The following is a 26249-nucleotide window of genomic DNA, read 5'->3' as shown; positions in this document are numbered from 1 at the left end:
CATCGACCTCGCCCTGGTGTGGTCGGCCGCTTGTCGCGGCTGACGTCGTCCCCCCTTCGCGCCCTCAGCCGCTGCAGAGCCCTATTTCCAAACTCATCTCGCGTGGCGGCGCGGACAGCGGCCCCCTGCGGGAGTTGCGGCCGCCGCTGGCTATGGGATCCCCGACTTTCGCATGACCACACCTCGCACGGGCCGTCCACCACCACCGCGCCCGTTCGCTGCACTCGAAGGGTTCACACCGAATGCTGCCCCGTTTCAGAACGATAGTCGTGATGCTGGCCGCGGCCGGGTTGCTCGCCGGATGCGCGCCCGGCGCGATCCCGACCGAAGCCGCGCCCGGTCTCGATGCGACCGCCGACGTGGTCTCCGCGGTTCCCGAGGACGAAGCGATCGCGGCGTTGCTGCCGCCGGACGTCAGGCAGGCCGGGGCGCTGACCTTCGGCAGCTCGCTCGACGGCAGCCCGCCCGGCGCGTTCTACCTGCCCGACAACCGAACCGCGGTCGGCGTGGACATCGACATCGCCGAGGCCGTCGCCCGCGTGCTCGGCGTGCGGATCGACCGGCAGGACGCCGCGTTCGACACCATCCTGCCCGCGCTGGGCAGCGGCAAATTCCAGGTCGGCACCGGCAACTTCGGGGTCACCGAGGAGCGCAAGAAGACCGTCGACTTCGTGACCTACCTCAACGACGGCCAGGGCCTCGCGGTCCGCCAGGACAGCGATCTCGCCCCGGTCACCGACGTCACGCAGCTGTGCGGGCGCACCATCGGCACCGGCGCGGGCACGACGTTCGAGACGACGCTCAACGCCCACCAGCACCGCTGCGGCGAGCTGGGCCGGCCGGCCTACCAGGTGCTGGTCTTCAAGGAGATGAGCGCGCAGTATTCCGCCCTGCAGCAGGGCAAGGTCGACGTGCTGATGAGCACGATCAACGGCCTGCGCTACACCGTGAGCCAGCAACCGAACCTGCGGTTCCTCAACGAGTTCCGGCGCCTGAACGTCGGATTCGCGCTGCCGAAGGACTCGCCGCTGGCGCCCGCGTTGCAGGCGGCGGTGAACAAGCTGATCCAGGACGGCACCTACGAGCGAATCGTGCGCAAGTGGGGCGTCGAGGCCTCGGCGATCGACACCTCCGAGACCAACCCACCGGAACTGCACTGAGCCGGATACGCGATGAAAAGGGCGCTGTTGGACCGTGGAGGCCGTCGAGTCCGCAATGGACAGGGGCGTCAGCGCCGCGCCCGGACGATCCACGCGATGACGTCCGCCGGGAACGCAGCCAGAAGCTCCCGGCTCGACGGCACGCTTTCGAACTCGGCGCGTGCGACCGGTGGCGCTTCGCTGGTGAGCGCAGCGAACATGAGGCACGTCGGGCACGGGTTGCCCGTGAACGGCTCGACGATCTCGGCTTCGTCCGGCTCCAGCCGGTCGCCGCACGGCGACACCCGCACGAGGTGATCGACGCGGTAGGCGTGCACTTCCGGCGGCCGATCCGGCGGCGCGCACTCCGGGCGTAGCCGCGCCAGGATCACCGCCCCTGAACGCTGATCGTTCACGCGGCACGCCCCGGAAAACGGCGGCGGAGCCGTTCCTCCCGACGCCGCGCCGCCGCCTTCAACGCCTGCTTCTCCCGGTGTCCCGGCAACCACCACACGATGAAAAGCGGAACGAAGATCACCGACCAGGCCAGCAGCCCGAGCAACATCGCCAGTGCATCATGCATGCCTCGAACCTCGACATGAGACCGCGCCAGAGCTAGGGCATTCGGGTTGGGCAGGTTGGGGCAGATCAGGGCGCCTGGCAGCATCAACAGCATGGCCCGCGCCCATAACGATCGACTCCGCGCAGCCCGTGAGGCTACCTCCTCGCCACGGATGCCAGGGGAGCCGTTGTCCCGTGCCGAGCTCGCCGACGCCGTCAACGCCTGGGTTGCTCAGCACACCCGACGAGCCGGAGCCCTCGACGCGCACTACATAGCCCGGTTGGAACGCGGCGCGGTGCGCTGCCCCGGACGGGACTACCGCGCCGGGTTCCGGGCCGTGCTGGGTGCCGCCGATGACGCCGAACTCGGTTTCTCCACCAGCACCCCACCCGCCGAAAAGGCTCTGCGAGTGTCAGCGGATCACCCCGAACCGACCCAATCCGGGGTGTTCCTCCCGATAGCCGATCAGGACGCACCCGCAACAAGTGACTACCTCGACGAAATGCGCCGGACGATCTCCCACCTCGTCGCCCTCGACGGCGTGCACGGGGGAGCCGAAGTCGCCCCGATCGCCCTGCGGTGCTTCCGGCGGGCGCAGGGCATTCTCGGCGAAGGCCGCTACGTACCGGCGATCGAACGGGACCTCGAAGCCGTCACTGCCGAGCTCGGCGAACTCTCCGGATGGCTCCTGTTCGATGCCGAACGGCACGAGGAGGCACGGGCGGTCAACGCCGAAGCGCTCGAACTCGCCCACATCGCAGGCGACACGTCAATGCAGTGGTTCATCCTCACCAACCAGGCACTGGCCAGCGTGCACGTCGGCCGTGACCGCGAAGCACTGCGGATCTCGACCCGCATGAGCGACCGGGCCGAACTACCGGGCCGGGTCCGGGCACTGTTCGACGTGCGCGCCGCCCGCGCCCTGGCCGCGCTCGGCGACGAGACCGAAGCCCTGCGGGTATTCGATCGTGCCTGTTCCGCGTTCACCGACGGCACCACCGGCCGCGATCCGGTCTGGTCATGGTGGTTCGACGAACGTGAACTCGCCGGACACGAGGGGATGGTGTACGCCAGCCTCGGCAACCACGACAAGGCACTCCCCCGCCTGGCGACCGCCGTCGAACGTTCCGAAGGACGCGAACACTTCCGGTGGGCGCTCTACATTCACCGGGCGAACCTGCTCAGAGCATCCCTGCGCGCCGGATCATGGTCCGAAGCCGAACGGGTCGCCGCCGACGTGGCTTCGATGGTCGGCGAGATCGCATCGGCACGGACAGAAGGCATTCTCCGCCGGACCGTGGCGCTACCAGAGCAACGCCCAGCGTTGCCATCCACCCTTAGCGACGCACTCGACCACATCGCACACCGAGTCTCATAACGTGCGCCCGTTCGGCGTTGTGGCTGCCCGTCAGCCCCCTACGCCGTGCGGCCGAGGACGGTGGAGTGCGGGACACCGTCGAGGGCCTTGGTGAACTGCTCGATGACGTCGGCCAGCGGTCCTGCGCTATCCGGGTGGACGCTGAGCTGGTCCTCGACCACCGAGATGTGCTTGTCGAGCAAGAAGAAGCTCTGCACCGCGTGGCGGGCGCCCAGCGAGTGCACCACCGGGCGCAGCGCGTAGTCGATGGCCAGGACGTGGGCGACCGTGCCGCCGGTCGCCAGCGGCAGCACCGCCTTGCCGGCGAAGCCGAACTGCGGCAGCAGGTCGAGGAAGGCCTTCAGCAGGCCGGAATACGCCGCCTTGTAGGTCGGGGTGGCCAGCACGACGCCGTCGGCCTCGGCGACCTTGCCGATGGCTTCGGCGATCGCCGGGGCTCGGGTGTCGGCCCCGAGCAGCGCATCCGCGGGCAGGCCGCGGACGCGCAGGTGGTCGGCGCTGCGGCCGGACGCCGCGATGCGCTGGGCGATGTGCTCACCGATCCGTTCGGTCTTCGAGGTGCGCGACGGGCTGCCGGAAATGACGAGGACGCTGGACACACGTGCTCCCTGGGTCCGAAATTTCAGTCCGATGTGGACTACCTGCTGATCCGGATCTCCACCACGGCGCGGAGCCCGGGCTGGCGGAGCGCTAGGAACGACACGCTTGGGCCGACACGCGGCGGAAATCCACGTGCCGCCGTTTCGTGAGCACCGGGAACATCACGAATCAATCGCAACAGAGCACCACCGGCATGTCAATGCGGGCATCCACCCGTCCCACCAGCCGGACGCGAAGCGGCCCACCGGGGGGGATCGACCCGCCGGTCGGCCTAATGGACACAGTGGACGGTCAGTCGGCGAACAGGTCCGGGAGCGGGCGGCGACCGGCGCGCGGCACCGGGATCGCCGGCGGGTAGCCGATCCGCATCAGCAGCTGCGGCATCCCGCCGAGCCCGAGCTCGACGCTCAGCCCCGCGCGGACCTCCGACAGCCGCAGCGGTTGCGTCATCACCGACGCCACCAGGCCCAGCCGCGTCGCCTCCAGCCAGGCCCGCTCCGCGGCCTCCCCGGCCATCAGCTGGTCCCGCGGGCCGTCGGTGATCGTGCTGAAGACCAGCACCGATTCCTGCGCCAGCGACCGGGCGATCTGCGCCTGGTCCGGCAGGCGGGTGGCGCCGGTCGCCAGGCCGGTCGCGGGCACGCCGCGCACGGGCAGCACCTCCGCCGGCAGCCCCTCGTCCGAGACCGGGCCGATCCAGGCGCCCAGCTCGCGCTGGTAGATCTTGTCCGCGTGGTTGGTGCGCGCGGCGTAGGCGAGCAGGCGCGCCAGCGCGTGCTCCTCGGCGGGCCCGTCCACCCAGGTGGCCTGCGTGGTCGCCGCGGCCGCCACAGCGGTGCGCGCCAGGTGCGGGACCGGGCGCGCGGCGAAGGCGCGCCGGCAGCTCGCCCGGCGGCCGATGGCCTGGCGGCGCTCCCGGTCGATCGCGGTCGCCGGCCGCCGGTGCGTGCCGACCACCGCCGCCTCGCCCTCGTCGGCGTGCCAGTGGACGTCGGTCGCCCAGCCCAGCCCGCGCATCGCGATCGCCAGGTTGGCGACCGCCGCGCCGCACGACATCCGCCGGTCACGGCCGTCCGGGTCGTGGTGGGCGAGCTCCGGCGTCGAGCGCAGCCGCAGCACGGCGGCGCGCCCCTGCACCCGCAGCGACCAGGGCTGCGTGTTGTGCACGGAGGGCGCGCGGCGCACCGCCTCGGCCAGCACCGCCACCTCTTCCGGGGTCCACGGCCGCTCGTCGGCGGATTCGGGCGACTGGCGGCGGAGCATCGGGAGCCAGCTCATGACTGGTCCGCCTCTCCGCGATTCACAGTGGTGGTTGCGTTCAGCCTTATCTCCCGTTGCGTGGTTTCTCGTGGCTGGTTCGCGTCACGTTCCCCTGAGGTGCGGTTGAGGAGGACTCGGGTTGACACAGGGCTGCTCATGCGCTGATCACCTCCACGGGTCGGCAAACACCACGACAGTGCCGTCGGCGGTGGGCACCGAGCAGAGGAGAAGGTCCCGGTTGTGACCGACCCCGCAGTCACAGCGCGTGATCACCGGTGGCGATCTGGCCAACTCGATCGGCGAATTTCGGCGTTTTGGCACTGGCGTACCGGCGGGTGCTGCGACCAAGCTGGGGGCGCGATACCGAAGGAGGACTGCATGTCGACAGCACCGCGCGACACCGCGTTGTGGCACCCGTTCGCGGACATGTTCCAGGTCAAGAAGAGCCAGTTCTGCGTCAGCAAGGCCGACGGGGTCTGGATCTACGACCAGGAGGGCCGCCGCTACCTCGACGGCACCGCGAGCCTGTGGTACGCCAACGTCGGTCACGGCCGCACCGAAATCGTCGAGGCCGCCGCCGCGCAGATGCGCGAGCTCGAGTCCTACTTCGTGTTCAACGACTTCACCAACCCGCCGGCCGAGGCGCTCGCCGACCGGCTCTCGCAGCTCGCCCCGATGGACGGCGCGAAGATCTTCCTCACCACCGGCGGCGGCGAGTCGATCGACACCGCCGCGAAGCTGGCCCGGCAGTACTGGGCGCAGCGCGGGCAGCCGCAGCGCACCCACATCCTCAGCCGCGGCAACGCCTACCACGGCACCAACGGCATGGGCACCAGCATCGGCGGGATCGAGGTCAACCAGGCCGGGTTCGGCCAGCTCGTGCCGGAGGTCGGCCGGGTCGCCCACGACGACGCCGAGAGCCTCCGGGAGGCCATCGACCGGCTCGGCGCCGACCGGGTGGCGGCGTTCTTCGCGGAGCCGGTGATGGGCGCCGGCGGGCTGTACCCGCCGGAGCCGGGCTACCTGGAAGCGGTCGCCAAGATCTGCGCCGAGCACGACATCCTGTTCGTCGCCGACGCGGTGATCTGCGGGTTCGGCCGGGTCGGCACCTGGTTCGGCGTCGAGCGGTGGGGCCTGCAGCCCGACATGATCACCTTCGCCAAGGGCGTGACCAGCGGATACCTGCCGCTGGGCGGCGTGGTGGTCGCCGAGCGGGTGGCCGAGCCGTTCTGGAACCACCCGGGCCGCCCGTTCCGGCACGGCGCGACCTACTCCGGCCACCCCACGGTGGCCGCCGCGGCGCTGGCCAACCTGGACATCCTGGAGCGCGAGAAGCTGCTGACGCGAGCCGACGAGCTGGAACGCCCGCTGCACGACGCGCTGCAGCAGCTGGCCGACCACCCCGCCGTGGCCGAGGTGCGCGGCGGCACCGGCCTGCTCGGCGCGGTCGAGCTGGCGCCGGAGGTGCTGGCCGCCGACCCCGGCGCCGTGGGCCGCGCGCAGACCGCGATCCGCGACCTCGGGGTGATCGTGCGCCCGCTGGGCAAGGCGCTGGCGGTGTCGCCGCCGCTGATCATCAGCGAGTCGGAGATCGATCTGATCGGCAAGGCGATGCGGGAGGGCCTGGACTCCCTCGCGTGACCCGATCGGGGTGCCCGCCGACCGCGGGCACCCCGCCGGGGCGCCAGGCCACGGCACTGCCGTTGCGGAACCGATACGTACCGGTCTGTACCAACCGCGATTCGTCACGTACGTTTCTGGCCAGACCACTGTGCCCGGCCCGCCCGGCGCCGACGCGTTCCGCGCTCGGCACCGGAATTCGCTGCGCTGGAACGGGGTTCCCCGGATATCGTCCACAACAGACAGTCAAGGGATGGCCAACAGATGCACCGAGCCACCTGAGGCACCGCACCGGGCGGGGCCGAGCGGTCGCCGCGTGGTGCGCACGCCGGAGAGATCGACAAGCCCGCCCGGAACCGAGCCGCGAGCGGTGACACCACTAGTCCCGCCCCTGAAGACAAGCCACCCGTTCGAGTTGGCAAGATAAGGCTCACGGGTGAAGGCGCGCAGCGGACGCGGATGGAGGACGACAACCAGGTGAACACCCAGACCTCCCAAGTCGACGACCTACGGCTCATCGCACTGCCCAGCGCGGTGAACTGCGCCGAGATGTTCGTCCGGTTCACCCTCGCCGAGTGGTCCCTGCGGGAGCTGATCGACGAGACCTCGCAGCTCACGACCGCGCTGGTGACGGCGGCCGTCGACAGCGCGAACCCCGAGACCCCCGGGTTCATCACCGTCCGCCTGCGGCTCAGCGGCGAGAGCCTCGTCGCCGAGGTCGAGGACGAGCTGGCGAGCGTCCCACCGGCGCTGGCGCCCGGGTTCGCCGGCGGTCGCTGCGGCGCGACCGCCCTGCGCGGCGGCGGCACCCTCGTGTGGTGCGAGCTGCCGCTGCCGGGTGGTGTCTCGGCGAACGCCGTGCCGCTGCCGCGCCGCTCCCGCAGCAGGCGCGCCCAGGCCGAGCACCAGGTCGACGAAACGGCGGAGATCGATCCCGAGGTGATCAAGCGCCTCCTCACCGGCCTGAGCAACAGCGACCTGACGTAGAGCAGCAGTCACAGGTCATTTTGCGTAGCGGTGCCGGTGGCGGAATCTCAGACGCCCCCTCGGTCCGGGATCCCCGACTCATGTATGCCAAGGTCCGATGTTTGCCTGATAAAGGACGATCAGCTGCAAGTCCCACGAGGCAGGCCTGGATCGTCAGGGCCCGTTTGGTCGGCGGCGGTTGCGGGCATGTCCCCTGGCATGGACCATCTGACCTTCCGATTCGAGTTGGCGCAGCAGCTGCGGGTCGACTCCGTGCGGGCCAGCAGCGCCGCCGGGTCCGGGCACCCCACGTCGTCCATGTCGGCGGCCGACCTGATGGCCGCGCTGCTGGACGGGCACTTGCGGCTGGACTTCGACCACCCCGAGGGCCCCCGCAACGACCACCTGATCTTCTCCAAGGGCCACGCGTCCCCGCTGTACTACTCGTGCCTGAAGGCGGTCGGCGCGATCGACGACGCCGAGCTGCTCACGTTCCGCGAGTTCGGCAGCCGCCTGGAGGGCCACCCGACGCCGGTGCTGCCCTGGGTCGACGTGGCGACCGGCTCGCTCGGCCAGGGCCTCCCGATCGGCGTCGGCCTGGCGCTGACGGCGCAGCGGCTCGACCGGCTGCCCTACCGGGTGTGGGTGCTCTGCGGCGACAGCGAGATGTCCGAGGGGTCGGTCTGGGAAGCGCTGGAGCACGCCGGGCACGAGCAGCTCGACAACCTCATCGCGCTGATCGACGTCAACCGGCTCGGCCAGACCGGGCAGACGATGCACGGCTGGGATCTCGACGCCTACGCCGCCCGGGCGCACGCCGCCGGGTGGCGGGTGCTGCAGATCGACGGCCACGACCCGGAGCAGGTGGAGGCCGCGCTGAAGGACGCCGAGTCCGGCGACGGGCGGCCGGTCGCCGTGCTGGCGGCCACCAAGAAGGGCAAGGGCGTCGCCGAGGTCGAGGACCGGCCGGGCTTCCACGGCAAGCCGCTGGTGCACCCGGAGGAGGCGATCCGCGAGCTCGGCGGCATCCGCGACCTGCGGGTGACCTGTGCGAAGCCGGCCGGCGACGAGGTGCCGCACGTCTTCGCGGCGCCCGGCGGCGGGCTGCCCGCGTTCGAGCCCGGCACCGAGGTCGCCACCCGCAAGGCCTACGGCGAGGCGCTGCGCGCGCTCGGCGACCGCCGCGGCGACGTCGTCGCGCTCGACGGCGAGGTGTCGAACTCGACCTTCACCGAGCTGTTCCGCGACGCCCACCCGGACCGCTACTTCGAGATGTACATCGCCGAGCAGCAGCTGGTCGCCGCGGCGATCGGCATGCAGGTGCGCGGGTGGGTGCCGTTCGCCTCGACGTTCGCCGCGTTCCTCAGCCGCGCCTACGACTTCATCCGGATGGCCGCGGTGAGCCGGGCGAACCTGCGCCTGATGGGCTCGCACGCCGGCGTGTCCATCGGCGAGGACGGGCCGTCGCAGATGGCGCTGGAGGACCTCGCCGAGTTCCGCGCGGTGCACGGCAGCACGGTGCTCTACCCGTGCGACGCGAACCAGACCGTGCAGCTCGTCGCGGAGATGGCCGACCGCGACGGCATCAACTACCTGCGGACCACCCGCGGCGCCACGCCGGTGATCTACGAGCCCGGCGAGGAGTTCCCGGTCGGCGGCTCGCGGGTGGTGCGCGACGGCGACGACGTCACGCTCGTCGGCGCGGGCATCACCCTGCACGAGGCGCTCGGGGCGGCGGAAACGCTTGCGCGGGAAGGCATCCAGGCCCGCGTCATCGACCTGTACTCGATCAAGCCGGTGGACGTCGACGCGCTGCGGCGGGCCGCCGCCGAGACCGGCGGGCTGGTCACCGCCGAGGACCACTGGCCGGAAGGCGGCCTCGGCGAGGCGGTGCTCAGCGCCCTCGCGGGCACCGGAGCGCCGGTGCGCGTGCTGGCGGTGCGCGGCATGCCGGGCTCGGGCACACCGGCCGAGCTGCTGGGGCAGGCGGGCATCGACGCTCCCGCCATCGCCCTCGCGGCCCGCGAGATGGTCGCCGTCTGACCCGCCAGCCCCATCCGCTCCGTCATCGCCGGGCCGCGTGTGCGGGCCGCTCCGGAGGGGTAGCCGGATGTCGACCCAACCGGCTCGACGGGCGGGGGGAACGATGCCCGTACCCGATCGCGGAGAACTCCTCAGGTTCCTCTGCCACGTGCGTTTCCCGGCCACCAAGCAGGAGATCTACGAGCAGTGCGTCGCGCTGGGCGCACCGGCGGCGCACCTGGAACGCCTCCGAAGCCTGCCCGACGGCGTCTTCATCGAGCCCGACACCGTGCTACAGGCGCTTCCCCATCCGACTCCGTGAATCATCCATATAGGACAAATCGGCGGTCACTCCTCGCGTTTCCGCCTGGCGTGCCACCAAACGCCGAACGCGACGGCAGCGGTGCCGAGGATCAACGCGATCGCGGTCAGCACCAGCCCGCTCACCAGGCAGAGCACGGCTAGCAGCGCGACGAGGGCGAGAACCAGGAACACCAGGATCCGGCGCACGCCACCCCAGCTCCGGCCGCTGTCGAACCGGGCGAACTTCTCCGCCAGCCGAGGATCGCCGGACACCAGCTCTGATTCGATCTCGGCGAGCCTGTCCCGCTCGTGCCTGCTCAACATGACGAGCTCCTAGCTACGTTCCCTTCGACCCCAACGAGGTACCCGCCCCCCACCTGCCTCAAGCCCTTCAAGCCTGGCACGCCGGAGTTCGCCGCCCTACGCGGCAGCCGGGTGATTTTCGGGCACGCACAGCGACGATGCTGATCACTGATCGTTGCCATTCGACGCGCGCAGGCGCGCGGCCGGCTCCACGCCGACCGCGCGCCCGCGGCTGGATCGCTGTCGGTCAGGGCGTCGAGCAGGCGCCTGCGGCGCACTCGGACAGCCAGTTCGACCAGTCCTGGTCATAGCTCGTGCCGATGGTGCGGGTGAGGAAGTCGCGCGCGCCGTTCCAGTCACCCCGGCGGTAATGGTCGAGCACGGTGGCGAGCTCGGCGCGGTGCCGGTCGAACATGTACCGGACCGCGAGATATCCCCACCGGTAGACCCGGTTGGTGTCGCCGTTGTCGTAGGTGGTGTCCCACAACTGGCTCAGCCGGTAGGTCTGCTTGCCGGCCTCGTCGATCGCCTCCTTGTACGGCAGGTTGCGGTAGGAGTAGGAGATGTACTCGCCGACGCCCTCGATCCACCACACCGTGGGCGTGCTGGTCGACGCCGCGAAGTCGCCGTGCATGTTGAAGCGCCCGTCGAGGTAGTGCGTGTACTCGTGGTTGAGGTTCCAGATCTCGAACGCGGGCCGCTGCCACTCGGCCTCGTACGCGATGAACCGCGGCTGGTTGCCCGGCTGCGCGGGGTCGCCTTCGAGGTACATGCCGCCGTTGTTGGTGCTAATCCCGAAGATCGCGCCCGCGTAGGTCTGGTAGTCGGCGCTGGAGTCGAACGCGACCACCTCGATGGTCGTGTTGTTGTCGTCCGCCACCGGCTGACCGCCGTCCTGGACCTTGTCGTGGAAGAACGCGTCCTGGCCGTTGAGGCTGGTGCAGCTGGCGTTCAGCTCCTCGGCCACCATCTGCTGGGCGCGGATGCGGATGCTGGGCGAGCAGGTGTGCCCGACGGTCAGCACCGCGTCGGTCAGCCGCTGCTGCAGGTCGCAGGTGCCGTATTCGCCGCAGTTCGGCTTGTCGTAGTAGTCGGTCATCTCGGCGATGCTCACCCACAGCGGCGCGGTCGGGCCGGTCATCTGGCTGCGGCCGAGCAGGTCCTTGAGCATCGGCCGGACCTTGTCGCGCAGCGCCTCGTGCTGCACGAAGCGCCCGAGCTCGCGGCCCGCGTTGGCGGTCAGGAAGCGGTTGTCGGTGCCGAGCAGGTCGAGGTGCTGCGTCGCGAAGGTGTGCACGGTGTCCAGCACGCTCGGGTCGGCGTGGACCGCGTCGACGAAGTCCGGGAACTGGTGCCCGCGGAACAGCACGGTGTAGACGTTGTTGACCGCGTTGACCATCCAATAGAACTGGTCGTAGGACGAGTCGTAGGCGGTGAGCAGCCGCTTGACGATCTCCAGGTAGCGGCCGTTCTCGGTGGAACTGTCGATCAGAATGACCGATTCGGCGAGTACCTGGCCGCTCTCGTCGCTGACAGTTCCGGACTTCGGGTTGCCGAAGAACGCGTCCAGCCCGCCCTGGATCGCCGCCTTGAGCGCCGGCCCGTACTCACCCACGCTTCCCGGGTCGCCCCACTGGACGTAGTACCCGGCGCGCAGGAAGAGCACCAGCTGCAGGGTGTTCGTGCTGTTGTCGCCGGGATAGGCGGCGGCGTTGTCCCGGAGCGCATTGGCGACTGTGACCATCTGCTCTTCCCGGAACGCCCCGTGGGCGTCACCGCCGGTAAGGCGGAACAGCGTGTTGATGCAGTCGGGGGTGGCAGACTGGATCTGACGGACGAGTTCACTCCCGGTATTGCCGGTGAACTGTGACGGATCGCAGTCCGGCGCCTGCACCTCGGCCTGCACCGAGGGGCGCGGCCGGAACGGGAAGTCCTGCACTTCGAAGTACTTGCGCCGCTGGGCGGAGTCGTCCGCGGGCAGCGGCGGGCGGTCCTTGGCCTCCAGCGTGCGGACCGGGCTCTTTTCCGTTGGCGCGGTGGGCTTTTCGGCCGGGCCCGGCGCCGACTGCGCGACGGCGGGCGAAATCAGGGCGAAGACCAGGCTGAGCAGCATGATCCGAAGCGCGGCAGGGCGCCGGCTCCGGGCGGCATGGGGCGGTCTTTTCGGCACGTTCGACCTCCTAGCGAGGAAGCTTTCGGTAAGGGGGCGGAGCCGGGATTCGGGTCTCCCGGCTCCTGGAACGTGCGCACGTTGCGGGAATTCTGTCATCAGAAGGACATCTGGCCCCATAAGCGGCGCTATACAGTTCGGCTATGACGATCGAGATCCGGCAGCTGCGGATGATCTGCGCGATCGCGGAGGCGGGCAGCATCACGCGCGCCGCCGCCAGGATGGAACTCACCCAGCCGGCGCTGAGCAACCAGCTGCACGCGATCGAACGGATGCTGGGCCATGCGCTGTTCGTCCGGAGCCGGACCGGCGTCGTGCCGACGGAATTCGGGCGGCGGACCCTCGATCGCGCCCGGATCGTGCTGTCGGAGGTCGATTCCCTGTTCGGCGGCGCGGGCGGGCCGCAGGCGTCGACCGAGCCACTTCACCTGGGATGTGCCCACATAGCGTGCATTTCGAGCATCGTGGACCGCGTCCAGGCCGCCCCGCTGGGGCGTTCGGTGATGCTGCACGTCGAGTCTTCCGCCGCGGTGCTGGCGGATTCGCTCACCAGCGGCCGGCACGACGCGGCCCTGCTGGGCATCATGGCGGGTTTCGACGTTCCGCTGGAGCGGCCGGTCATCACCCGCGTGCTGATCCCGCGCTATCCGTGCTTCGTCGCGCTGGCCGCCGACCACCGGTTGGGCGGCCGCGAACAGGTGCGGCTGGGCGATCTGCGCGACGAGGCGTGGATCGGGCCGCCCGGCGCCGACGACGGCTCGCTGGCCGCGCTCCGCGCCGCGTGCCTGGAAGCCGGTTTCGAGCCCCGGATCCGCTTCGAGGCGCCCAGCGGCGGCGGCCGCGAGCTGGTCGCCAACGGCCACGGGATCCGCGTGGTGGAGCCCACGTTCGCCGCGCCGCCCGGCACCGTCGTCCTGCCCCTGGAAGGAGATCCGCTGGTCGCGCGGCTGGTGGTGGCCTGGCGGCCGGACCGCATCACCCGGGAGCAGGCGGGCCTGCTCTACCGGGAGATCGCCCGCGCCTACCTGCTGCACGTGGCGGACAATCCGCTGTTCCACGAGTGGTGGCAGGCCCATCCCGAGATGCACCCGGTGCTCTGAGCCGGAATTCCCGCTCGCATGGCCGAAGGTTGCCCCGGCGCAACCGCGAGAGGTAGACAATGTGCATGATTGCGCCTCGCTCCTCATCTCCCTCGCGCGGAATTCCGCGGTGTCCGGCCACTTCCCGAACCGGCCGGTGAGCGGGGCGTGACCGTCGACGATGCGGTGAACTCCGATGCCGCCCGGACCCGGCGGCTCGTGCAGCGCCGGACCATCCGCGCGCTGATCTGCTCGCAGGTCCTGGCCGGTGCCGGGCTGTCCTCCGGCGTGGTCGTCGGGGCGCTGCTGGCTGAGGACATGCTCGAATCCAAGCGCTGGGCCGGGATCACCAGCGCGCTGTTCACCCTCGGCGCAGCCGCCGCCGCACTGCTGATCGGCCGGTTGTCGCAGCGCGGCGGCCGCCGCAGCGGCCTTTCGGCCGGCTACGCCATCGGCGCGCTCGGGGCGCTCGGGATCGTGGCGGCGATCCTGCTGGACAACGCCGTCCTGCTGCTGATCTCGTTCCTGCCCTACGGCGCGGGCACGGCGACGAACCTGCAGGCCCGCTACGCCGGGGCGGATCTGGCAGATCCCGCGCACCGCGGGCGCGCCCTGAGCATCGTGCTGCTGGCGACCACCGGCGGCACGGTGCTCGGCCCGAACCTCACGGAAGTCACCGGCTCAGCGGCAGAATCCGTTGGCCTGCCTGCGTTGTCCGGGCCGTTCCTGCTCTCCGCCGTCGCCTACGGCGCGGCGGCCGTGCTGCTGACCGCGATGCTCCGGCCGGACCCGCTGCTGACCGCGCGAGAGCTTGCCGCCCAACAGGATTCCGGCCCGGCGCGGCCCGGCGGAAACGGGCCGCGCGGCGGCCTGGTGCTCGGCGCGGGGGCGATGGTGCTGACCCAGCTGGTCATGGTGGCGGTGATGACCATGACCCCGATCCACATGCGCGACCACGGTCACGGGCTCGCCGAAACCGGCTTGGTGATCGCCGTGCACATCGCGTGCATGTACCTGCCGTCGCCGCTGACCGGCGCGCTCGCCGACAAGTTCGGCCGGCGAGCGGTGATCGCCGCCGGCGGCGTCGTGCTGCTGGCCGCCGGGCTCGTCGCGGCGTTCGCCCCGGAGCACTCCGTCGCCGGGCTCGCGATCGGCCTCGGCCTGCTCGGGCTGGGCTGGAACCTCGGCCTGCTGGGCGGGACCGCGATGGTCACCGACGCCGCCCCGCTCGCGAACCGGGCCCGCATCCAGGGTCGGGTCGACCTCGCGGTCTCGCTGGCCGGCGCGACGGCCGGGCTCTCCAGCGGGCTCGTGATGGCCTCGACGAGCTACAGCGCGCTGGCCATCGGCGGCGGTGTGCTCGCCGTGTGCGTGGTGCCGTTCCTGATCCGCATCGGTCAGGCCGCGGAGTAGTGCACGACCCCTTCGACCTTCTCCTTGACGAGCTTGCCCTGCAGGCTCAGCACGTCCAGGTGGGCGGCGGTTTCCAGCACCGCCATCATCTGGTTGAAGGGGTCGCCGAGCTCGTCGAAGCTGCGCTCGCGGCGGGTCCAGGTCAGCGCCCGCGCCGCCTCGTACGCGGTGCTCGCGCCGTTCACCACGACGGCCGCCATCGCGTCGAGGCGGGAGTCGTGGTGGTCGAGCAGTTCGTCGACGCGCTGGTGAACGCTGTCGGTGGCCGGGCCGTGCGCGGGCAGCAGCCGCATGTCGGGCAGCGCGCGGACGAGCCGCAGCGACGCCAGGTAGTCGCGCAGCGGGGTCTCGGTGGGGGCCTGCTCGAACCCGATCGACGGCGTGATGTGCGGCAGCACGTGGTCGCCGGCGAACATCAGCCCAGCGGCATCGTCGATGAAGACCAGGTGGCCGCGGGTGTGGCCGGGCGTGGCCAGCGCGCGCAGCGGCCGGTCGGCGAGCGTGATGTCGGTGGACTCGCCGATCCACTCGTCGGGTTCTTCCCAGAAGTGCGGGCCGCGCGGGCCGTCGTCGCGGGCGGCGATGACCGCGTCGCGCACCGGCTTCGCGCCGCATTCGGCGAGCAGCTCGATCTGCTTGGCCAGCGGCCGGTGCCCGGGATCCTTCAGGACGTTGATGGTGTGGCGCTCGTCCTCGCCCAGCAGCACCTTGGAGCCGAACTCCCGCCGCAGCGCCACCGCCTGCGTGTAGTGGTCGCGGTGCGCGTGGGTGACCAGGAACCGGTTGATGTCGCCGAGCCCGGCGCCGATCTGGCGCAGCGCGGCGGCGAGCTGCTCGCGCGCCTCGTCCAGCGCCCAGCCGCCGTCGACGAGCGTCAGCGTGTCGCCGTCGGCGATCGCGTAGACGTTCACGGCGCGCAGGCCGTCGTTGGGAAGGGGCAGCGGGATCCGGTGCACGCCCGGCGCGACTTCGTACGCGCCCGGCTCGATCCACTCGTGCCGCGAGTCGCCCATGACCACACCTCCAAGCGCGCCCCCACCTGGGCGGTCCATCAGGAGTACCACACCCATACCAACCAGTCAGTACGCCTGTGACGACATCGCGGCGCCCGATTCCGGCCCCACCCGGCCTTCGCGTCCGGCACCGGCCCGGCCGCCGCCGACGCGGGAATCGCCGCCGAGCTGGGAAATTTAGCCACGCGAACGGCTCGGCGGACCGCCGGCCAGATCGTCCACACAGGACACCTGCCACGCGGGACGGCGCCGAATCGTGGCGTTCATCACGTTCGACCGTTCACCGATCCGCGAACATCCGGCAGAGCACGACGTTTCGGCTGGTCACGGGCCCGCGTGCACTTCGTGTCGCCGCAGCAGCAGAACGTGCGCACGGACATCTAGCAGGGCAAACGCCCCGCCGGGCGGATCACCCGCCCCGGAGGCAGTCGGCGTCGGCGCCACCCAGCCGACGCGAAGCGTGGCATGTTCGTTCCAAAATGGGACGTTGACTGTCGATATGGAATGGATGTTTCATTCTGTGCCGATGGGTCGCCTGCCGGTGGCTCCGCCGTCCGCCGCCAGCTGGAGCAGCCGTTGCCTGGTCGAACCCGCGCCCCGCGCAAGCTGCGCCTGGGGGAAGCCCTTGCCCTGTCCGTGGGCCTGATGGGCCCGACCCTCGCGATGGGCCTCAACGGCGCGGGCGTCGCGGCCACCGCTGGGAAGGCCGTGCCGCTCGTCTTCGTCCTCGGGCTGATCGGCGTCGCCCTGGTCGGCTACAGGTTCTGGCGGCTCACGCAGCACTTCAACCACGCCGGTTCGGTCTACGCCCTGGCCGGGGCGACGATCGGGCCGCGCGCCGGGTTCTTCGGCGGCTTCGCCCTGCTGGGCACCTACCTCTTCTTCCTGACCTGCACGCTCGCCGCGACCGGCGTCTTCGCGCACGCCTTGCTGCAGGCGCTGGGGATCCCGGCCGCGACGCCGTGGCTGGTCGTGGCCCTGCTCGCCGCCGTCGCGGTCGGCCTGCTCAACTCGCGCGACACCCGCATCACCGCGCGCATCCTGCTGATCGTCGAAGGCGTCGGGATCGTCGCGATGGCGATGCTGGCGTTCGTGGTCATCGGCCGGGTGGCGGGCGGCTCGGCCCCGCGCGGGCAGACCCTCGACCTGTCCGTCTTCACCGCGCAGGGAACGACCCTCGGCGCGGTCATGACCGCGACCGTGTTCGCGTTCGTGTCCTGGGCGGGCTTCGAGGCGTGCGCGTCGCTGGGCGAGGAAACCGACAACCCGCGCCGCAACATCCCGCGGGCGCTGGTCGGCAGTGTGCTGCTGACGACCCTGCACCCGGATTCGCGCTGGTCGCGGCGGATCGCGCGGTGCTGCTCAAGGAGCTCGTCCGCGACCTGGTCCGGCGGCGCGGGCTCGGCGCGAGCTTCGCGCCCCTGCTGGATCCGGCCGGGGTCGGCAACGGCGTGCACATCCACCTGAGCCTGCGCGACGCCGATGGCCGCCCGGTGTTCTTCGACGCCGGACGGCCCGGTCGGCTGTCCACAGTGGGCACCCGGTTCGCGGCGGGCGTCCTGCGGCACGCGGCGGCGCTGACCGCCTGGACCGCGCCGAGCCCGGTGTCGTTCCTGCGGCTGACCCCGCACCGGTGGAGCGTCGGCGGCGCGTTCCTCGCCGAGCGCAACCGCGAGGCGATGCTGCGGATCTGCCCGACCTCCGGCCCCGACCCGGCGGCGCAGTTCAACCTGGAGTTCCGGGCCGCCGACGCCACCGCCAACCCGTGGCTGGCGCTCGGCGTGCTGATCCGGGCCGGGCTGGCGGGCCTGACCTCGGACTACGACGAGCCGGTGGTGTGGCCGGAGGACGCCGCCGAGGCCGATCTCGCCGGGGTGCCCGCGCTGCCCGACTCGCTCGAATCGGCGCTGAAAGCGCTGGAAGCCGATGATGTGATGCGATCGTGGTTCGATCCGTCGCTGCTGGCCACGCAGCTCTCGGTGAAGCGCACCGAACTCGCGCACCTCGACGGACTCGACGACGCGGAACGCACCCGGAGGATCGCGGATGTCTACTGAGGAGCTCGCGGCGGCCGTCGACGGCCTGCCGCTGGTGGACCACCACGTGCACGGCGCGCTGGCCGGTGAGGTGGACCGCCCGGCGCTGGAACTGATGCTCACCGAGTCCGACCGGCCGGTGCCGGCGTGGATGACCCAGTTCGACTCGCAACTGGGCTTCGCCATCCGCCGCTGGTGCGCCCCCATACTCGGCCTGACAGCGCACGCCGACCCGGCCGACTACGTGGCGCGGCGGGAAGAACTCGGCGCCGATGAGGTCACCCGGCGACTGCTGGCCGGCAGCGGCATCGGGCACTACCTGATCGAGACCGGCTACAAGGGCGACGAGATCCTCTCCCCCGACGGGATGGCGTCGGCCTCCGGCGTCCCGGCGGACGAGGTGGTGCGCCTGGAGGCGGTGCTGGAGGACCTCGCGCGCAGCGGAGTGGGCGCGGCCGAGCTGCCGTCGCGGTTCCCAGAGGTGCTCGCGCAGCGCTCGGCCGATGCGGTCGGGCTCAAGAGCATCGTCGCCTACCGCTACGGCTTCGACTTCGATCCGCAGCGCCCGTCGGAGGCGGAAGTCGTTGCAGCCGCCGGGAATTGGCTGCGGTCCGGTTCCACGCGCGTGGCCGACCCGGTGCTGCTGCGGTTCCTGCTGTGGTCGGGCGTTGACCGGGGATTGCCGGTGCAGCTGCACGCCGGGTACGGCGATCCCGACGTCGAGTTGCACCGCTGCGACCCGCTGCTGCTGACGCGGTTCATCAAGCTGGTGGAGCCCTCCGGTGTCGACCTGATGCTGCTGCACTGCTATCCGTTCCACCGCAACGCCGGATACCTGGCCCAGGTATTCCCGCACGTGTACTTCGACGTGGGGCTCGGGGTGAACTACAGCGGCGTCCGCTCCGCAGCGGTCGTCGCCGAGTCGCTGGAGCTCGCGCCGTTCGCGAAGATCCTGTTCTCCTCGGACGCCTGGGGGCCGCCGGAACTGCACTACCTCGGCGCGCTGCTGTGGCGGCGGGGAATGCGCAAGGCGCTTTCGGAGTGGGTCGAGGCCGGCGAGTGGTCCGAGGCCGACGCGTTCCGGGTGGCCCGCATGATCGGCCAGGACAACGCGCGCCGCGTCTACCGGCTGGACCAGCGGTGAAGCGGCTGCTGGCGGAGCTGGACCGGCAGCTGGAGTCCGCAGTGGACATCCGCCACCGGATCCACGCCCGGCCCTGCGTGTCCGGCGCCGAGGGCCCGACCCTGGACCTGGCGCTGGCGAACCTGCCGGGAGCGGTGACCAGGATCGGCGACACCGCCGCGGTCGTGCGGGTCGGCGGCGAGGGCCCGGCCGTCGCGGTGCGAGCGGAGCTCGACGCGCTCGCGATCGCCGAGCGGACCGGCGTCGACTGGGCATCGCGGCATCCGGGTGCGATGCACGCGTGCGGCCACGACGTGCACCTCGCCGCGTTGATCGCGCTGGCGCGCGCCGTCGACGAGGCCGGTGGCCCGGCGCCGCTGCTCGCGGTGCTGCAACCGCGCGAGGAGACCTATCCTTCGGGGGCGGCGGAGATCGCGGAAAGCGGTGTCCTGCAAGCAGAGCAGTGCCGTTCGGTGATCGGTGCGCACGTGCAGCCGCTGCTGCCAGCGGGGACGGTGGCGTGCACCCCGGGCGTGGTCAACGGTTCATCGGACGAGTTCACGCTGACCGTGCGCGGCGAGGGCGGGCACGCCGCGTACCCGCACCGCACGCGCGACCCGGTGGTGGCGCTCGCGCACGTGATCGTCGCGCTGCAGAGCATGATCAGCCGGACCATCGACCCGATGGCCTCGGTCGTGCTCAGCGTGACGACCCTGTCGGCGGGTACGGCCGCGAACGTCGTTCCGGGGCAAGCCGTTGCGCGCGGCACGGTGCGCGCGATGACGACCGCCGACCGCACGGATGTCCACAAGAGACTGGTCGAGGTCGCCGACCTGACCGCCCGCGCGCACGGCTGCTGCGCCGAGGTCGAGTTCGTGCACGGCGAGCCGGTCCTGGACAACGACGCGGAGCTGGTGGAGGCGACCGCCCCGCTGCTCGGCGAGCTGGGCCTGCGGGTCTCCGACGACCTGCGCTCGGCCGGATCGGACGACTTCTCCTACTTCTCCGAGCTGCTCCCGTCCCTGATGATGTTCGTCGGCACCCACGGCGGCGCGGAACAGCTCCACTCCCCCACGTTCCTCCCGCCGGACGACCGGATCCGCGACGTCGCCCACGCCATGCTCGCGGGCTACCTCGCCGCCACCTGACCCCGCGCCCTGGGATGTGGGCGATTTCGCGCGAAATCGCCCACTGGCGGGCGCCGGGCGGCTACTCCGCGACGTCGTCGGCCAGGTCGTCGTAGCGGGCCAGGCGCTTGCGCGGTTCGTCGCCGAGCTCGTCGCCCAGCGCCGCCACCACCGCCTCGACCAGGGCGAGGGCCGGGACCAGGGAGTCGAACGGGGACGGCGCCTGCACGCTGGCGGGCAGCACGATGTCGGCCGAGCTCGCCAGCGGCGACAGCCACGGGTCGGTGAACAGGATCAGCGCCGCGCCCTGTTTCTTGGCGAGGTCGCCGAACCGGATGGTCGCCTTCTCGTACCGCCGGTAGTCGAACGCCACCACCACGTCGCGGCGCCCCATGTCGAGCAGCGCGGCTGCGCGGTCGCCGCCGCCGTCGGGCACGTGCGAGGTGCGCGGCCGCAGCTCGCGGAGGTGCCCGGCGAGGTACTGCGCCAGGATCCCGCTGAAGCGGCCGCCGATGGTCGTCACCGGGCGGCGCGCGTCGGCGAGCAGGGCCACCGCCGCGTCCACCTCGGCGGCGGGCACCGCCTCCAGGCTCGACCGGATGCCCTGCGTGAAGGTCTCCACCGACCGGTCGAGGGCGTGATCGCCGCCCCGGCCCGCGGTCCTGGCGTACATGTCCAGCGGCGAGGACAGCCGCTCGCCCAGCTCGTCCTTGAGCGCCTGCTGGAACTCCGGGTACCCGACGAAACCCAGCTTGCCGACCAGCCGGAGCACGGTCGGGGCGCTGACCCCGGCCCGGGCCGCCAGCCGGGCCACCGGCTCCAGCCCGGCGAGCGGGTAGTCGGCCAGCAACAACCGGCAGACCTTCCGCTCCCCGGCGGTGGCGGTGTCCTGCTGCTGCCGGAGCAACTCCACCACGGGAGCTCGACCACTCATGAAGAAACCCACCAAGTCCGCGGAACCCCACCACATCGGACTATAGAGCCTGTTTCGAAACTCGCTTTGGGTGGCGGTGCGGGTAGCGGCTCCCCTGGGGGAGTTGCTGCCGCCCTCTCGCTGTGGGATCCCCGACTCATGAATGACTAATTCACCACGTCGGGGCTGTCCTCGCGAGAAGACCCTGAGAACCCGCGGCGTTGCGAGTTGCCAGGGCGGGCTAAGCGGCTGCGCCGCTTCAAAGACAGAACCCCGCGATACCGCACCTCACACCACGACATCCAAAACAGCCTCTATACCCATCCGGCGGCCGCGAGCGGTCCTCAGTGGACCGCGGGCTTGACCGGGCGCGGACGGGGCGTTTAGGGTCGCTGGGTTCTGGGCATCTGATGTCGCGCGAGGGGGGTCCGGGTGTCGCTGCCGGAAGAGCTCGCCGAGCGGCTGCTCGGGGCGATCATCGACGGCACCCATCCGCCCGGGGTCGCGCTGCCGTCCGAGAGCGAGCTCGCCGAGCAGTTCTCGGTGAGCCGGCTGACCGTCCGCGAGGCCGTCAAGGCGCTCCGGGTGCAGAACGTCGTGCGCATCCAGCGGGGTCGCGGAACCTACGTGAACCCGCCCGCTCAGTGGACCGCGCTGGATCCGATGATCCGGGCGGCCACGGCGCCCCGGTCGAGCCGGGTGGTGTCGGAGAGCCTGATCGACGCGCGCCGGCTGCTGGAGGTCGGGGCAGCCGAGCTCGCCGCCGTCAAGCGGACCGCGACCGACCTGGCTCAGCTGCGCGAACAGCTGCAGGACATGCAGTCCGCCGCCGACACCGACGACGTGGAGCTGTTCGTCGCGGCCGACATCGCCTTCCACAACACCGTGATGCAGGCGACGGGGAACGCGTTCATCCCGCTGATGTTCGAGCCGTTCGGGCGGCTGCTGGTGGAGGGCCGGCGGGAGACCTCGTCCGTCCGCGAGATCCGCGCCAACGCGATCGAGCACCACACCAAGATCCTGCACGCGCTGGAGGTGGGAGATCCGGCGACGGCCAGGCAGGCGATGATCGACCACCTCGCGCAGACCTCCGAAGACCTCCGCACCCACGTGATCGACAAGCGCCCCTGACGCTCCGCGGTTTCAGGCGAGGTGGAGGTCGGACCAGGGGTCGGTGGGGACCACCTCGGTGCTGCGGCCCAGGTCGTCCAGCAGCCGGGACTGGCGCTTCAGCTGGTACAGGGTGATCGCACGTTCCGCCAGGGACAGCGACGGCAAGCGGGCCGCCAGGCGCTCCTCCAGGTGCTGGCTGTCCTCCGGTGACCGCAGCCAGACGATCATCACCAGGTTGTGCCGTCCCGTCACCGCCGCGCAGAACCGGATCTCCGGCAGCGTCGCCAACGTCCGGCCCACCGCGGCGAGCTCGTCGGGCGGCACGTTCGCCCAGAAGATCGCCGAGATCGGCCAGCCGGTGAGGCTCTGCGCGACCTCGCAGCGGATCGACACCAGGCCGTGGTCCACGAGCCGCACCAGCCGCCGCCGCGCGGTGGACACGCTGGTGCCGGTCAGCTCGGCGAGCTCCGCCACGGAACGACGGCCGTCGACGCTCAGCGCGACGATCAGGTCGCGGTCCTGCTCGGTCAGCACGCCCTGGCGGGCGCGCGGCGGCGCGTGCTCCGCCAGCTCGGCGCGCTGTGCGGGGGTGAGCGCGTTCAGCCGCCAATGCGCGCCCTCGCCGTAGACCGTGGTGGCCGTGTGCACGCTGGTGCGCCGGACGCCGGGATGGTGGCTGAGCTCGTCCAGCACGAACCGGGACAGCGCGGGCAGGCTCCGCGCGTTGATGATCACGAACAGGTCCCGCCCGCTGCCGACGTGGTGCACCGAAACGACCTGCGGCAGCCGCGCGAGCAGCATCGCCAGCCCGTCCCGCTCGGCCGGCAGGCAGTCGATCTCCACGCAGCCGAGCACGTGCGCCGACGGCGCGGTCAGCCGCGCGTACGCGGTCATCCACACCAGGCCTTGCTCGGTGATCCGCTGCCACCGGCGGGCCACCGTGCTCGGGTCGACGCCGAGCACCGCGCCCAGCACCTGCCAGGAGCCGCGCGGGGCGATCTGCACGGCGTTGACCAGGGCCAGGTCCAGCTCGTCGAGGTTGGACGAATCTTGCATGCACGAACCTTCATGTGACTGTTTCCGGCAATCCAAGCAGCGCGGCTGACGGCTTGTCCACCCTTGCCCCACTGCGGGTTCGAGCCCGCGACGAGTTCGACTGCGCCCGGAGATCACATGGACACAGCGCGTACCCGGCCCACCCGACTGGATCGGGTCTTCGCCGGGATCGAACGGCTCGGCAGCCGGATTCCCGAGCCGTTCTTCCTGTTCGTCTACCTGCTGACCGCGCTGGCGGTGATCTCCACCGTGGTGGCGGCGTTCGGCGTCACCGTCGAGGTGCCGGGCAAGCCCGAGCCGATCCCGGTGCGCGCGGTGCTCAGCACCGAGGGCCTGGTGTGGTTCCTGACGAACTTCGTGGACAACTTCATCGGCTTCCCGCCGCTGGGCACGGTGCTGGCGATGATGCTCGTCGTCGGATTCGCCGAGCGGACCGGGTTCCTGACCGCCGCGGTCACGCTCGTCTTCGGCCGCGCGCCGCGCTGGCTGCTGCCCTACGTGGTGGCGTTCGTGGCGTGCCAGGCGCACGTGATGTCCGATCCGTCGCTGATCGTCATCCCGCCGCTGGCGGCGCTGATGTTCAAGGCCGCCGGGCGGCACCCGGTGGCCGGCCTGATCGGCGCTTTCGCCTGCGGTGCAACGGGTTACGCGGGCGGCATCCTGGTCGGTTCGCTGGACGGGCTGCTGGAGGGCATCACCCGCAAGGCGCTGCAGATCGCGCCGCTGGCCACCGAGGTGCACACCCACATCGCGATGAACTACTTCTTCGCCGCGACCGCGGGCCTGCTGCTCCCGCTGGTCGGCGGGTTCCTGATCGACCGGGTGCTGGAGCCGCGGCTCGGGCCGTGGACCGATCCCGACGGCGAGCAGGTGGCGGAACTGACCGCGCGGCAGCGCATGGGCGTGTGGCGGGCGTTCGCGGTGCTCGCCGGCTACGTCGCGCTGGCGTTCGGCATCTGGCTGCTGCCCGGCAGCTTCCTGCGTGGCGACGGCGGCGCGCTGGTGCCCTCGCCGTTCCTGGAGAGCATCGTCCCGCTGATCATCATCGCCTTCCTGCTGGCCGGGCTGGTCTACGGGCGCACCGCGGGCACCGTCGCCGAGCGCGCGGACGTGCCGCGGATGATGACCGAGACGGTCAAGGACATGGCCGGCTACATCGTGTTCATCTTCGTCGCGGCGCAGTTCATCGCCCTGTTCACCTGGTCGAACCTGGGCACGCTGATCGCCGTCGGCGCCGCCGACGGGCTGCGGGCCGCGAACCTGACGGGCTTCCCGGCGATCATCGTGATGGTGCTGCTGGCGACGGTGGCGAACCTGTTCGTCACCTCGGGCTCGGCGCTGTGGTCGCTGCTGGCGCCGGTGATGATCCCGGCGTTCACCATCCTCGGCTACGACCCGGCGTTCATCCAGGCCGCGTACCGGATCGGCGACTCGACCACGCAGGCGGTCAGCCCGCTCAACGCCTACGTCTACATCCTGCTGAGCGTGAACCGGAAGTACCAGCCGGAGACGCAGCTGGGCACCTTGCTGGCCCGGTTGAGCGTCTTCGTGCTGCCGTTCTTCGCGGTGTGGCTGCTGATCCTCGCGGTGTTCTACTTCTTCGACCTGCCGGTGGGACCTGGCGCCGGCATCCGGCTGTGACCGTCTACAAAGGAGAGATGATGCAGTTCGACGAGCTCGTGGCGCTGCGGCGCGACTTCCACCGGTACGCCGAGCCCGCGTTCCTGGAGATCCGCACGTCCAGCATCGTCGCGTCGCGGCTGCGGGCGCTGGGCCTGGAGCCGCTGACCGGCCGGGCCGCGATGCGAGCGGACACCGTGGTCGACTACCCGACCGCCGAGCGGCGCGAGCTGTTCGCGGAGCGGGCCGTGAACACCGGCGCCGACGCCGCGGGCGTCGAGCACGCCGCCGAGTTCGGCACGGCGGTGATCGCCGAGGTCGAGGGCAACCGGCCGGGTCCGGTGTGGGGCCTGCGGTTCGACATGGACGCCCTGCCGCTGGCGGAGTCCGACAGCCCGGAACACGCCCCGGCGGCAGGGGGATTCCGCTGCGACTACGGCGCGATGCACGCCTGCGCGCACGACAGCCACACCGCCATCGGGCTCGGCCTGGCGAGCCGATTGGCGGCGGACAACGACTTCGCGGGCACGGTCCGGTTCCTGTTCCAGCCCGCCGAAGAGGGCGGCCGCGGGGCCGCGTCGATGATCGCCGCCGGGGCGACCGAAGGCATCGACCGGTTCGTCGCGGTGCACCTCGGGCTCGACGAGCCGGCGGGGAAGGTCAGCGGCGGGATCCAGGGCCTGCTCGCGACCACCAAGATGCGCGCCAGGTTCACCGGCACGGCCGCGCACGCCGCGGGAGCGCCGGAGCAGGGCGCGAACGCGCTGGTCACGGCGGCGAGCGCGCTGCTCAACGTGATGGCGCTGCCGCGGTACTCCACCGCGGACACCCGGATCAACGTGGGCACGCTGCACGGCGGCGACAACGTCAACATCGTGCCGTCCTGGGCGGAGATGACGCTGGAGGCCCGGTCCACGGACTCCGACGTCAGCTCCGACCTGACCGAGCGCATCAAGACCACCCTGCGCGGCTCGGGCGCGATGCACGGGGTCGCGGTGGACGTGATCGAAACCGGCGGATCGGCCACTATGGACTGCGACGCCGAGCTGGTGGAAGCCATCGACCGGATCGCGGCGGAGCTCCCCGACGCCGGAACCACCGACGGGTTCAAGCAGATGGGCGGCAGCGACGACGCCAGCCTGTTCGCCCGCGAGGTCCAGCGCGCAGGCGGCATCGCGACCTACATGACGGTCGGCGGCGGGAACACGGCGCCGCACCACAACCCGCTGTTCGACATCGACGAGTCGGCGATGCCGGTCGCCCTCGACGTCCTGGAACGCCTCATCCGCCGCTGACCGGGTGAACGTCCGCAATTTCAATGGAAATCAGAGGTCCGATTTCCATTGAGCCTTTTTCATCCTTCGTGTTCGAGGGTGAGGATGGCTCGGGCGAGGGTGCCGACGCGGTGTGGGCAGCAGCGGACGCGGTCGAGG

General features: G+C 71.2%; 24 protein-coding genes. 15 read left to right on the top strand and 9 right to left on the bottom strand.

What is annotated here, in order from left to right; genetic code table 11:
• The first annotated feature begins 272 nt into the window (after nucleotides 1-272).
• Nucleotides 273-1160, top strand: coding sequence for an ABC transporter substrate-binding protein (locus tag AC07FN_RS21800; RefSeq protein WP_478397283.1), 888 nt, complete (start codon nucleotides 273-275; stop codon nucleotides 1158-1160).
• Nucleotides 1161-1228: 68 nt separating this feature from the next.
• Here the strand turns inward: AC07FN_RS21800 and AC07FN_RS21795 are convergent, their stop codons facing one another.
• Together AC07FN_RS21795 and AC07FN_RS21790 are read right to left on the bottom strand one after the other, a co-directional pair.
• Nucleotides 1229-1555, bottom strand: a complete 327-nt coding sequence (locus tag AC07FN_RS21795; protein ID WP_478397237.1) for a hypothetical protein — start codon at nucleotides 1553-1555, stop codon at nucleotides 1229-1231.
• Nucleotides 1552-1815 carry a hypothetical protein gene (locus AC07FN_RS21790; protein WP_478397236.1) on the bottom strand — a complete coding sequence of 88 codons (264 nt, stop codon included), beginning with the start codon at nucleotides 1813-1815 and terminating at the stop codon, nucleotides 1552-1554. Before AC07FN_RS21790 ends, AC07FN_RS21795 begins: the two co-directional genes overlap by 4 nt.
• Before the next feature lie 223 nt (nucleotides 1816-2038).
• Between AC07FN_RS21790 and AC07FN_RS21785 the strand changes: the two genes are divergently transcribed.
• A complete protein-coding gene (locus AC07FN_RS21785; protein ID WP_478397235.1) occupies nucleotides 2039-3079 on the top strand; it encodes a hypothetical protein in 1041 nt (346 codons plus the stop codon).
• Between the two features lie 38 nt (nucleotides 3080-3117).
• On the opposite strand, the gene ssuE is transcribed toward AC07FN_RS21785, so the two are convergent.
• Entirely contained in the window at nucleotides 3118-3678 is a 561-nt protein-coding gene (gene ssuE, locus AC07FN_RS21780) for an NADPH-dependent FMN reductase (RefSeq protein ID WP_478397234.1), read from the bottom strand.
• Between the two features lie 292 nt (nucleotides 3679-3970).
• Nucleotides 3971-4957, bottom strand: a complete 987-nt coding sequence (locus AC07FN_RS21775) for an Acg family FMN-binding oxidoreductase (RefSeq protein ID WP_478397233.1) — start codon at nucleotides 4955-4957, stop codon at nucleotides 3971-3973.
• Nucleotides 4958-5317: 360 nt separating this feature from the next.
• On the opposite strand from AC07FN_RS21775, the gene AC07FN_RS21770 reads away from it, so the two are divergent.
• The 4 genes from AC07FN_RS21770 (at nucleotide 5318) to AC07FN_RS21755 (ending at nucleotide 9869) form a co-directional block, all read left to right on the top strand.
• The gene (locus tag AC07FN_RS21770) at nucleotides 5318-6580 is read left to right on the top strand and encodes an aminotransferase family protein (protein WP_478397232.1); all 1263 of its coding nucleotides are present in this window, start codon (nucleotides 5318-5320) and stop codon (nucleotides 6578-6580) included.
• Between the two features lie 456 nt (nucleotides 6581-7036).
• Nucleotides 7037-7546 carry an ATP-binding protein gene (locus tag AC07FN_RS21765; protein ID WP_452613206.1) on the top strand — a complete coding sequence of 170 codons (510 nt, stop codon included), beginning with the start codon at nucleotides 7037-7039 and terminating at the stop codon, nucleotides 7544-7546.
• A 198-nt stretch (nucleotides 7547-7744) separates the two neighbouring features.
• On the top strand, nucleotides 7745-9568 hold the full coding sequence (locus tag AC07FN_RS21760) for a transketolase (protein WP_478397231.1): 1824 nt from the start codon (nucleotides 7745-7747) through the stop codon (nucleotides 9566-9568).
• 103 nt (nucleotides 9569-9671) lie between these two features.
• Nucleotides 9672-9869, top strand: coding sequence for a DUF2795 domain-containing protein (locus AC07FN_RS21755; RefSeq protein ID WP_478397230.1), 198 nt, complete (start codon nucleotides 9672-9674; stop codon nucleotides 9867-9869).
• A gap of 26 nt (nucleotides 9870-9895) precedes the next feature.
• On the opposite strand, the gene AC07FN_RS21750 is transcribed toward AC07FN_RS21755, so the two are convergent.
• Together AC07FN_RS21750 and AC07FN_RS21745 are read right to left on the bottom strand one after the other, a co-directional pair.
• Nucleotides 9896-10174 carry a DUF3040 domain-containing protein gene (locus AC07FN_RS21750; RefSeq protein WP_478397229.1) on the bottom strand — a complete coding sequence of 93 codons (279 nt, stop codon included), beginning with the start codon at nucleotides 10172-10174 and terminating at the stop codon, nucleotides 9896-9898.
• 226 nt (nucleotides 10175-10400) lie between these two features.
• Nucleotides 10401-12266, bottom strand: coding sequence for a collagenase (locus tag AC07FN_RS21745; RefSeq protein WP_478397228.1), 1866 nt, complete (start codon nucleotides 12264-12266; stop codon nucleotides 10401-10403).
• 200 nt (nucleotides 12267-12466) lie between these two features.
• Here AC07FN_RS21745 and AC07FN_RS21740 point away from each other — a divergent pair, with 200 nt between their 5' ends.
• Nucleotides 12467-13423, top strand: coding sequence for a LysR family transcriptional regulator (locus AC07FN_RS21740; RefSeq protein ID WP_478397227.1), 957 nt, complete (start codon nucleotides 12467-12469; stop codon nucleotides 13421-13423).
• Between the two features lie 147 nt (nucleotides 13424-13570).
• Nucleotides 13571-14815 carry an MFS transporter gene (locus AC07FN_RS21735; RefSeq protein WP_478397226.1) on the top strand — a complete coding sequence of 415 codons (1245 nt, stop codon included), beginning with the start codon at nucleotides 13571-13573 and terminating at the stop codon, nucleotides 14813-14815.
• Here AC07FN_RS21735 and AC07FN_RS21730 read toward each other — a convergent pair.
• Nucleotides 14800-15828, bottom strand: a complete 1029-nt coding sequence (locus tag AC07FN_RS21730; protein ID WP_358579334.1) for an MBL fold metallo-hydrolase — start codon at nucleotides 15826-15828, stop codon at nucleotides 14800-14802. The two genes, AC07FN_RS21735 and AC07FN_RS21730, sit on opposite strands and share 16 nt — an antisense overlap.
• A gap of 576 nt (nucleotides 15829-16404) precedes the next feature.
• Between AC07FN_RS21730 and AC07FN_RS21725 the strand changes: the two genes are divergently transcribed.
• From AC07FN_RS21725 to AC07FN_RS21710, 4 genes are read left to right on the top strand one after another with little or no spacing between them, the layout of a single operon-like run.
• Nucleotides 16405-17295 carry an APC family permease gene (locus tag AC07FN_RS21725; RefSeq protein WP_478397225.1) on the top strand — a complete coding sequence of 297 codons (891 nt, stop codon included), beginning with the start codon at nucleotides 16405-16407 and terminating at the stop codon, nucleotides 17293-17295.
• Nucleotides 17184-17885 (top strand): type I glutamate--ammonia ligase, encoded by a 702-nt coding sequence (locus AC07FN_RS21720; RefSeq protein ID WP_478397224.1) that lies wholly within the window; start codon nucleotides 17184-17186, stop codon nucleotides 17883-17885. Before AC07FN_RS21725 ends, AC07FN_RS21720 begins: the two co-directional genes overlap by 112 nt.
• A complete protein-coding gene (locus AC07FN_RS21715) occupies nucleotides 17875-19008 on the top strand; it encodes an amidohydrolase family protein (RefSeq protein ID WP_478397223.1) in 1134 nt (377 codons plus the stop codon). Before AC07FN_RS21720 ends, AC07FN_RS21715 begins: the two co-directional genes overlap by 11 nt.
• Complete coding sequence (locus tag AC07FN_RS21710) at nucleotides 19005-20135, top strand: M20 metallopeptidase family protein (protein WP_478397222.1); 1131 nt, start codon at nucleotides 19005-19007, stop codon at nucleotides 20133-20135. The genes AC07FN_RS21715 and AC07FN_RS21710 overlap by 4 nt, the downstream gene beginning before the upstream one ends.
• Nucleotides 20136-20196: 61 nt before the next feature.
• Here AC07FN_RS21710 and AC07FN_RS21705 read toward each other — a convergent pair whose 3' ends face one another.
• A complete protein-coding gene (locus tag AC07FN_RS21705; RefSeq protein ID WP_478397221.1) occupies nucleotides 20197-21048 on the bottom strand; it encodes a MurR/RpiR family transcriptional regulator in 852 nt (283 codons plus the stop codon).
• A 411-nt stretch (nucleotides 21049-21459) separates the two neighbouring features.
• Between AC07FN_RS21705 and AC07FN_RS21700 the strand changes: the two genes are divergently transcribed.
• Entirely contained in the window at nucleotides 21460-22158 is a 699-nt protein-coding gene (locus AC07FN_RS21700) for a FadR/GntR family transcriptional regulator (protein ID WP_478397220.1), read from the top strand.
• Between the two features lie 12 nt (nucleotides 22159-22170).
• Here AC07FN_RS21700 and AC07FN_RS21695 read toward each other — a convergent pair whose 3' ends face one another.
• A complete protein-coding gene (locus tag AC07FN_RS21695) occupies nucleotides 22171-23196 on the bottom strand; it encodes an Lrp/AsnC family transcriptional regulator (protein ID WP_478397219.1) in 1026 nt (341 codons plus the stop codon).
• Between the two features lie 117 nt (nucleotides 23197-23313).
• Here AC07FN_RS21695 and AC07FN_RS21690 point away from each other — a divergent pair, with 117 nt between their 5' ends.
• Nucleotides 23314-24837, top strand: coding sequence for an AbgT family transporter (locus AC07FN_RS21690; protein ID WP_478397218.1), 1524 nt, complete (start codon nucleotides 23314-23316; stop codon nucleotides 24835-24837).
• A gap of 17 nt (nucleotides 24838-24854) precedes the next feature.
• A complete protein-coding gene (locus AC07FN_RS21685) occupies nucleotides 24855-26111 on the top strand; it encodes an amidohydrolase (protein ID WP_478397217.1) in 1257 nt (418 codons plus the stop codon).
• Nucleotides 26112-26249: the final 138 nt, after the last annotated feature.

It is taken from the genome of Saccharopolyspora sp. NPDC045941, from assembly GCF_056431445.1.
This window is presented reverse-complemented; position numbering and strand designations above follow the sequence as displayed.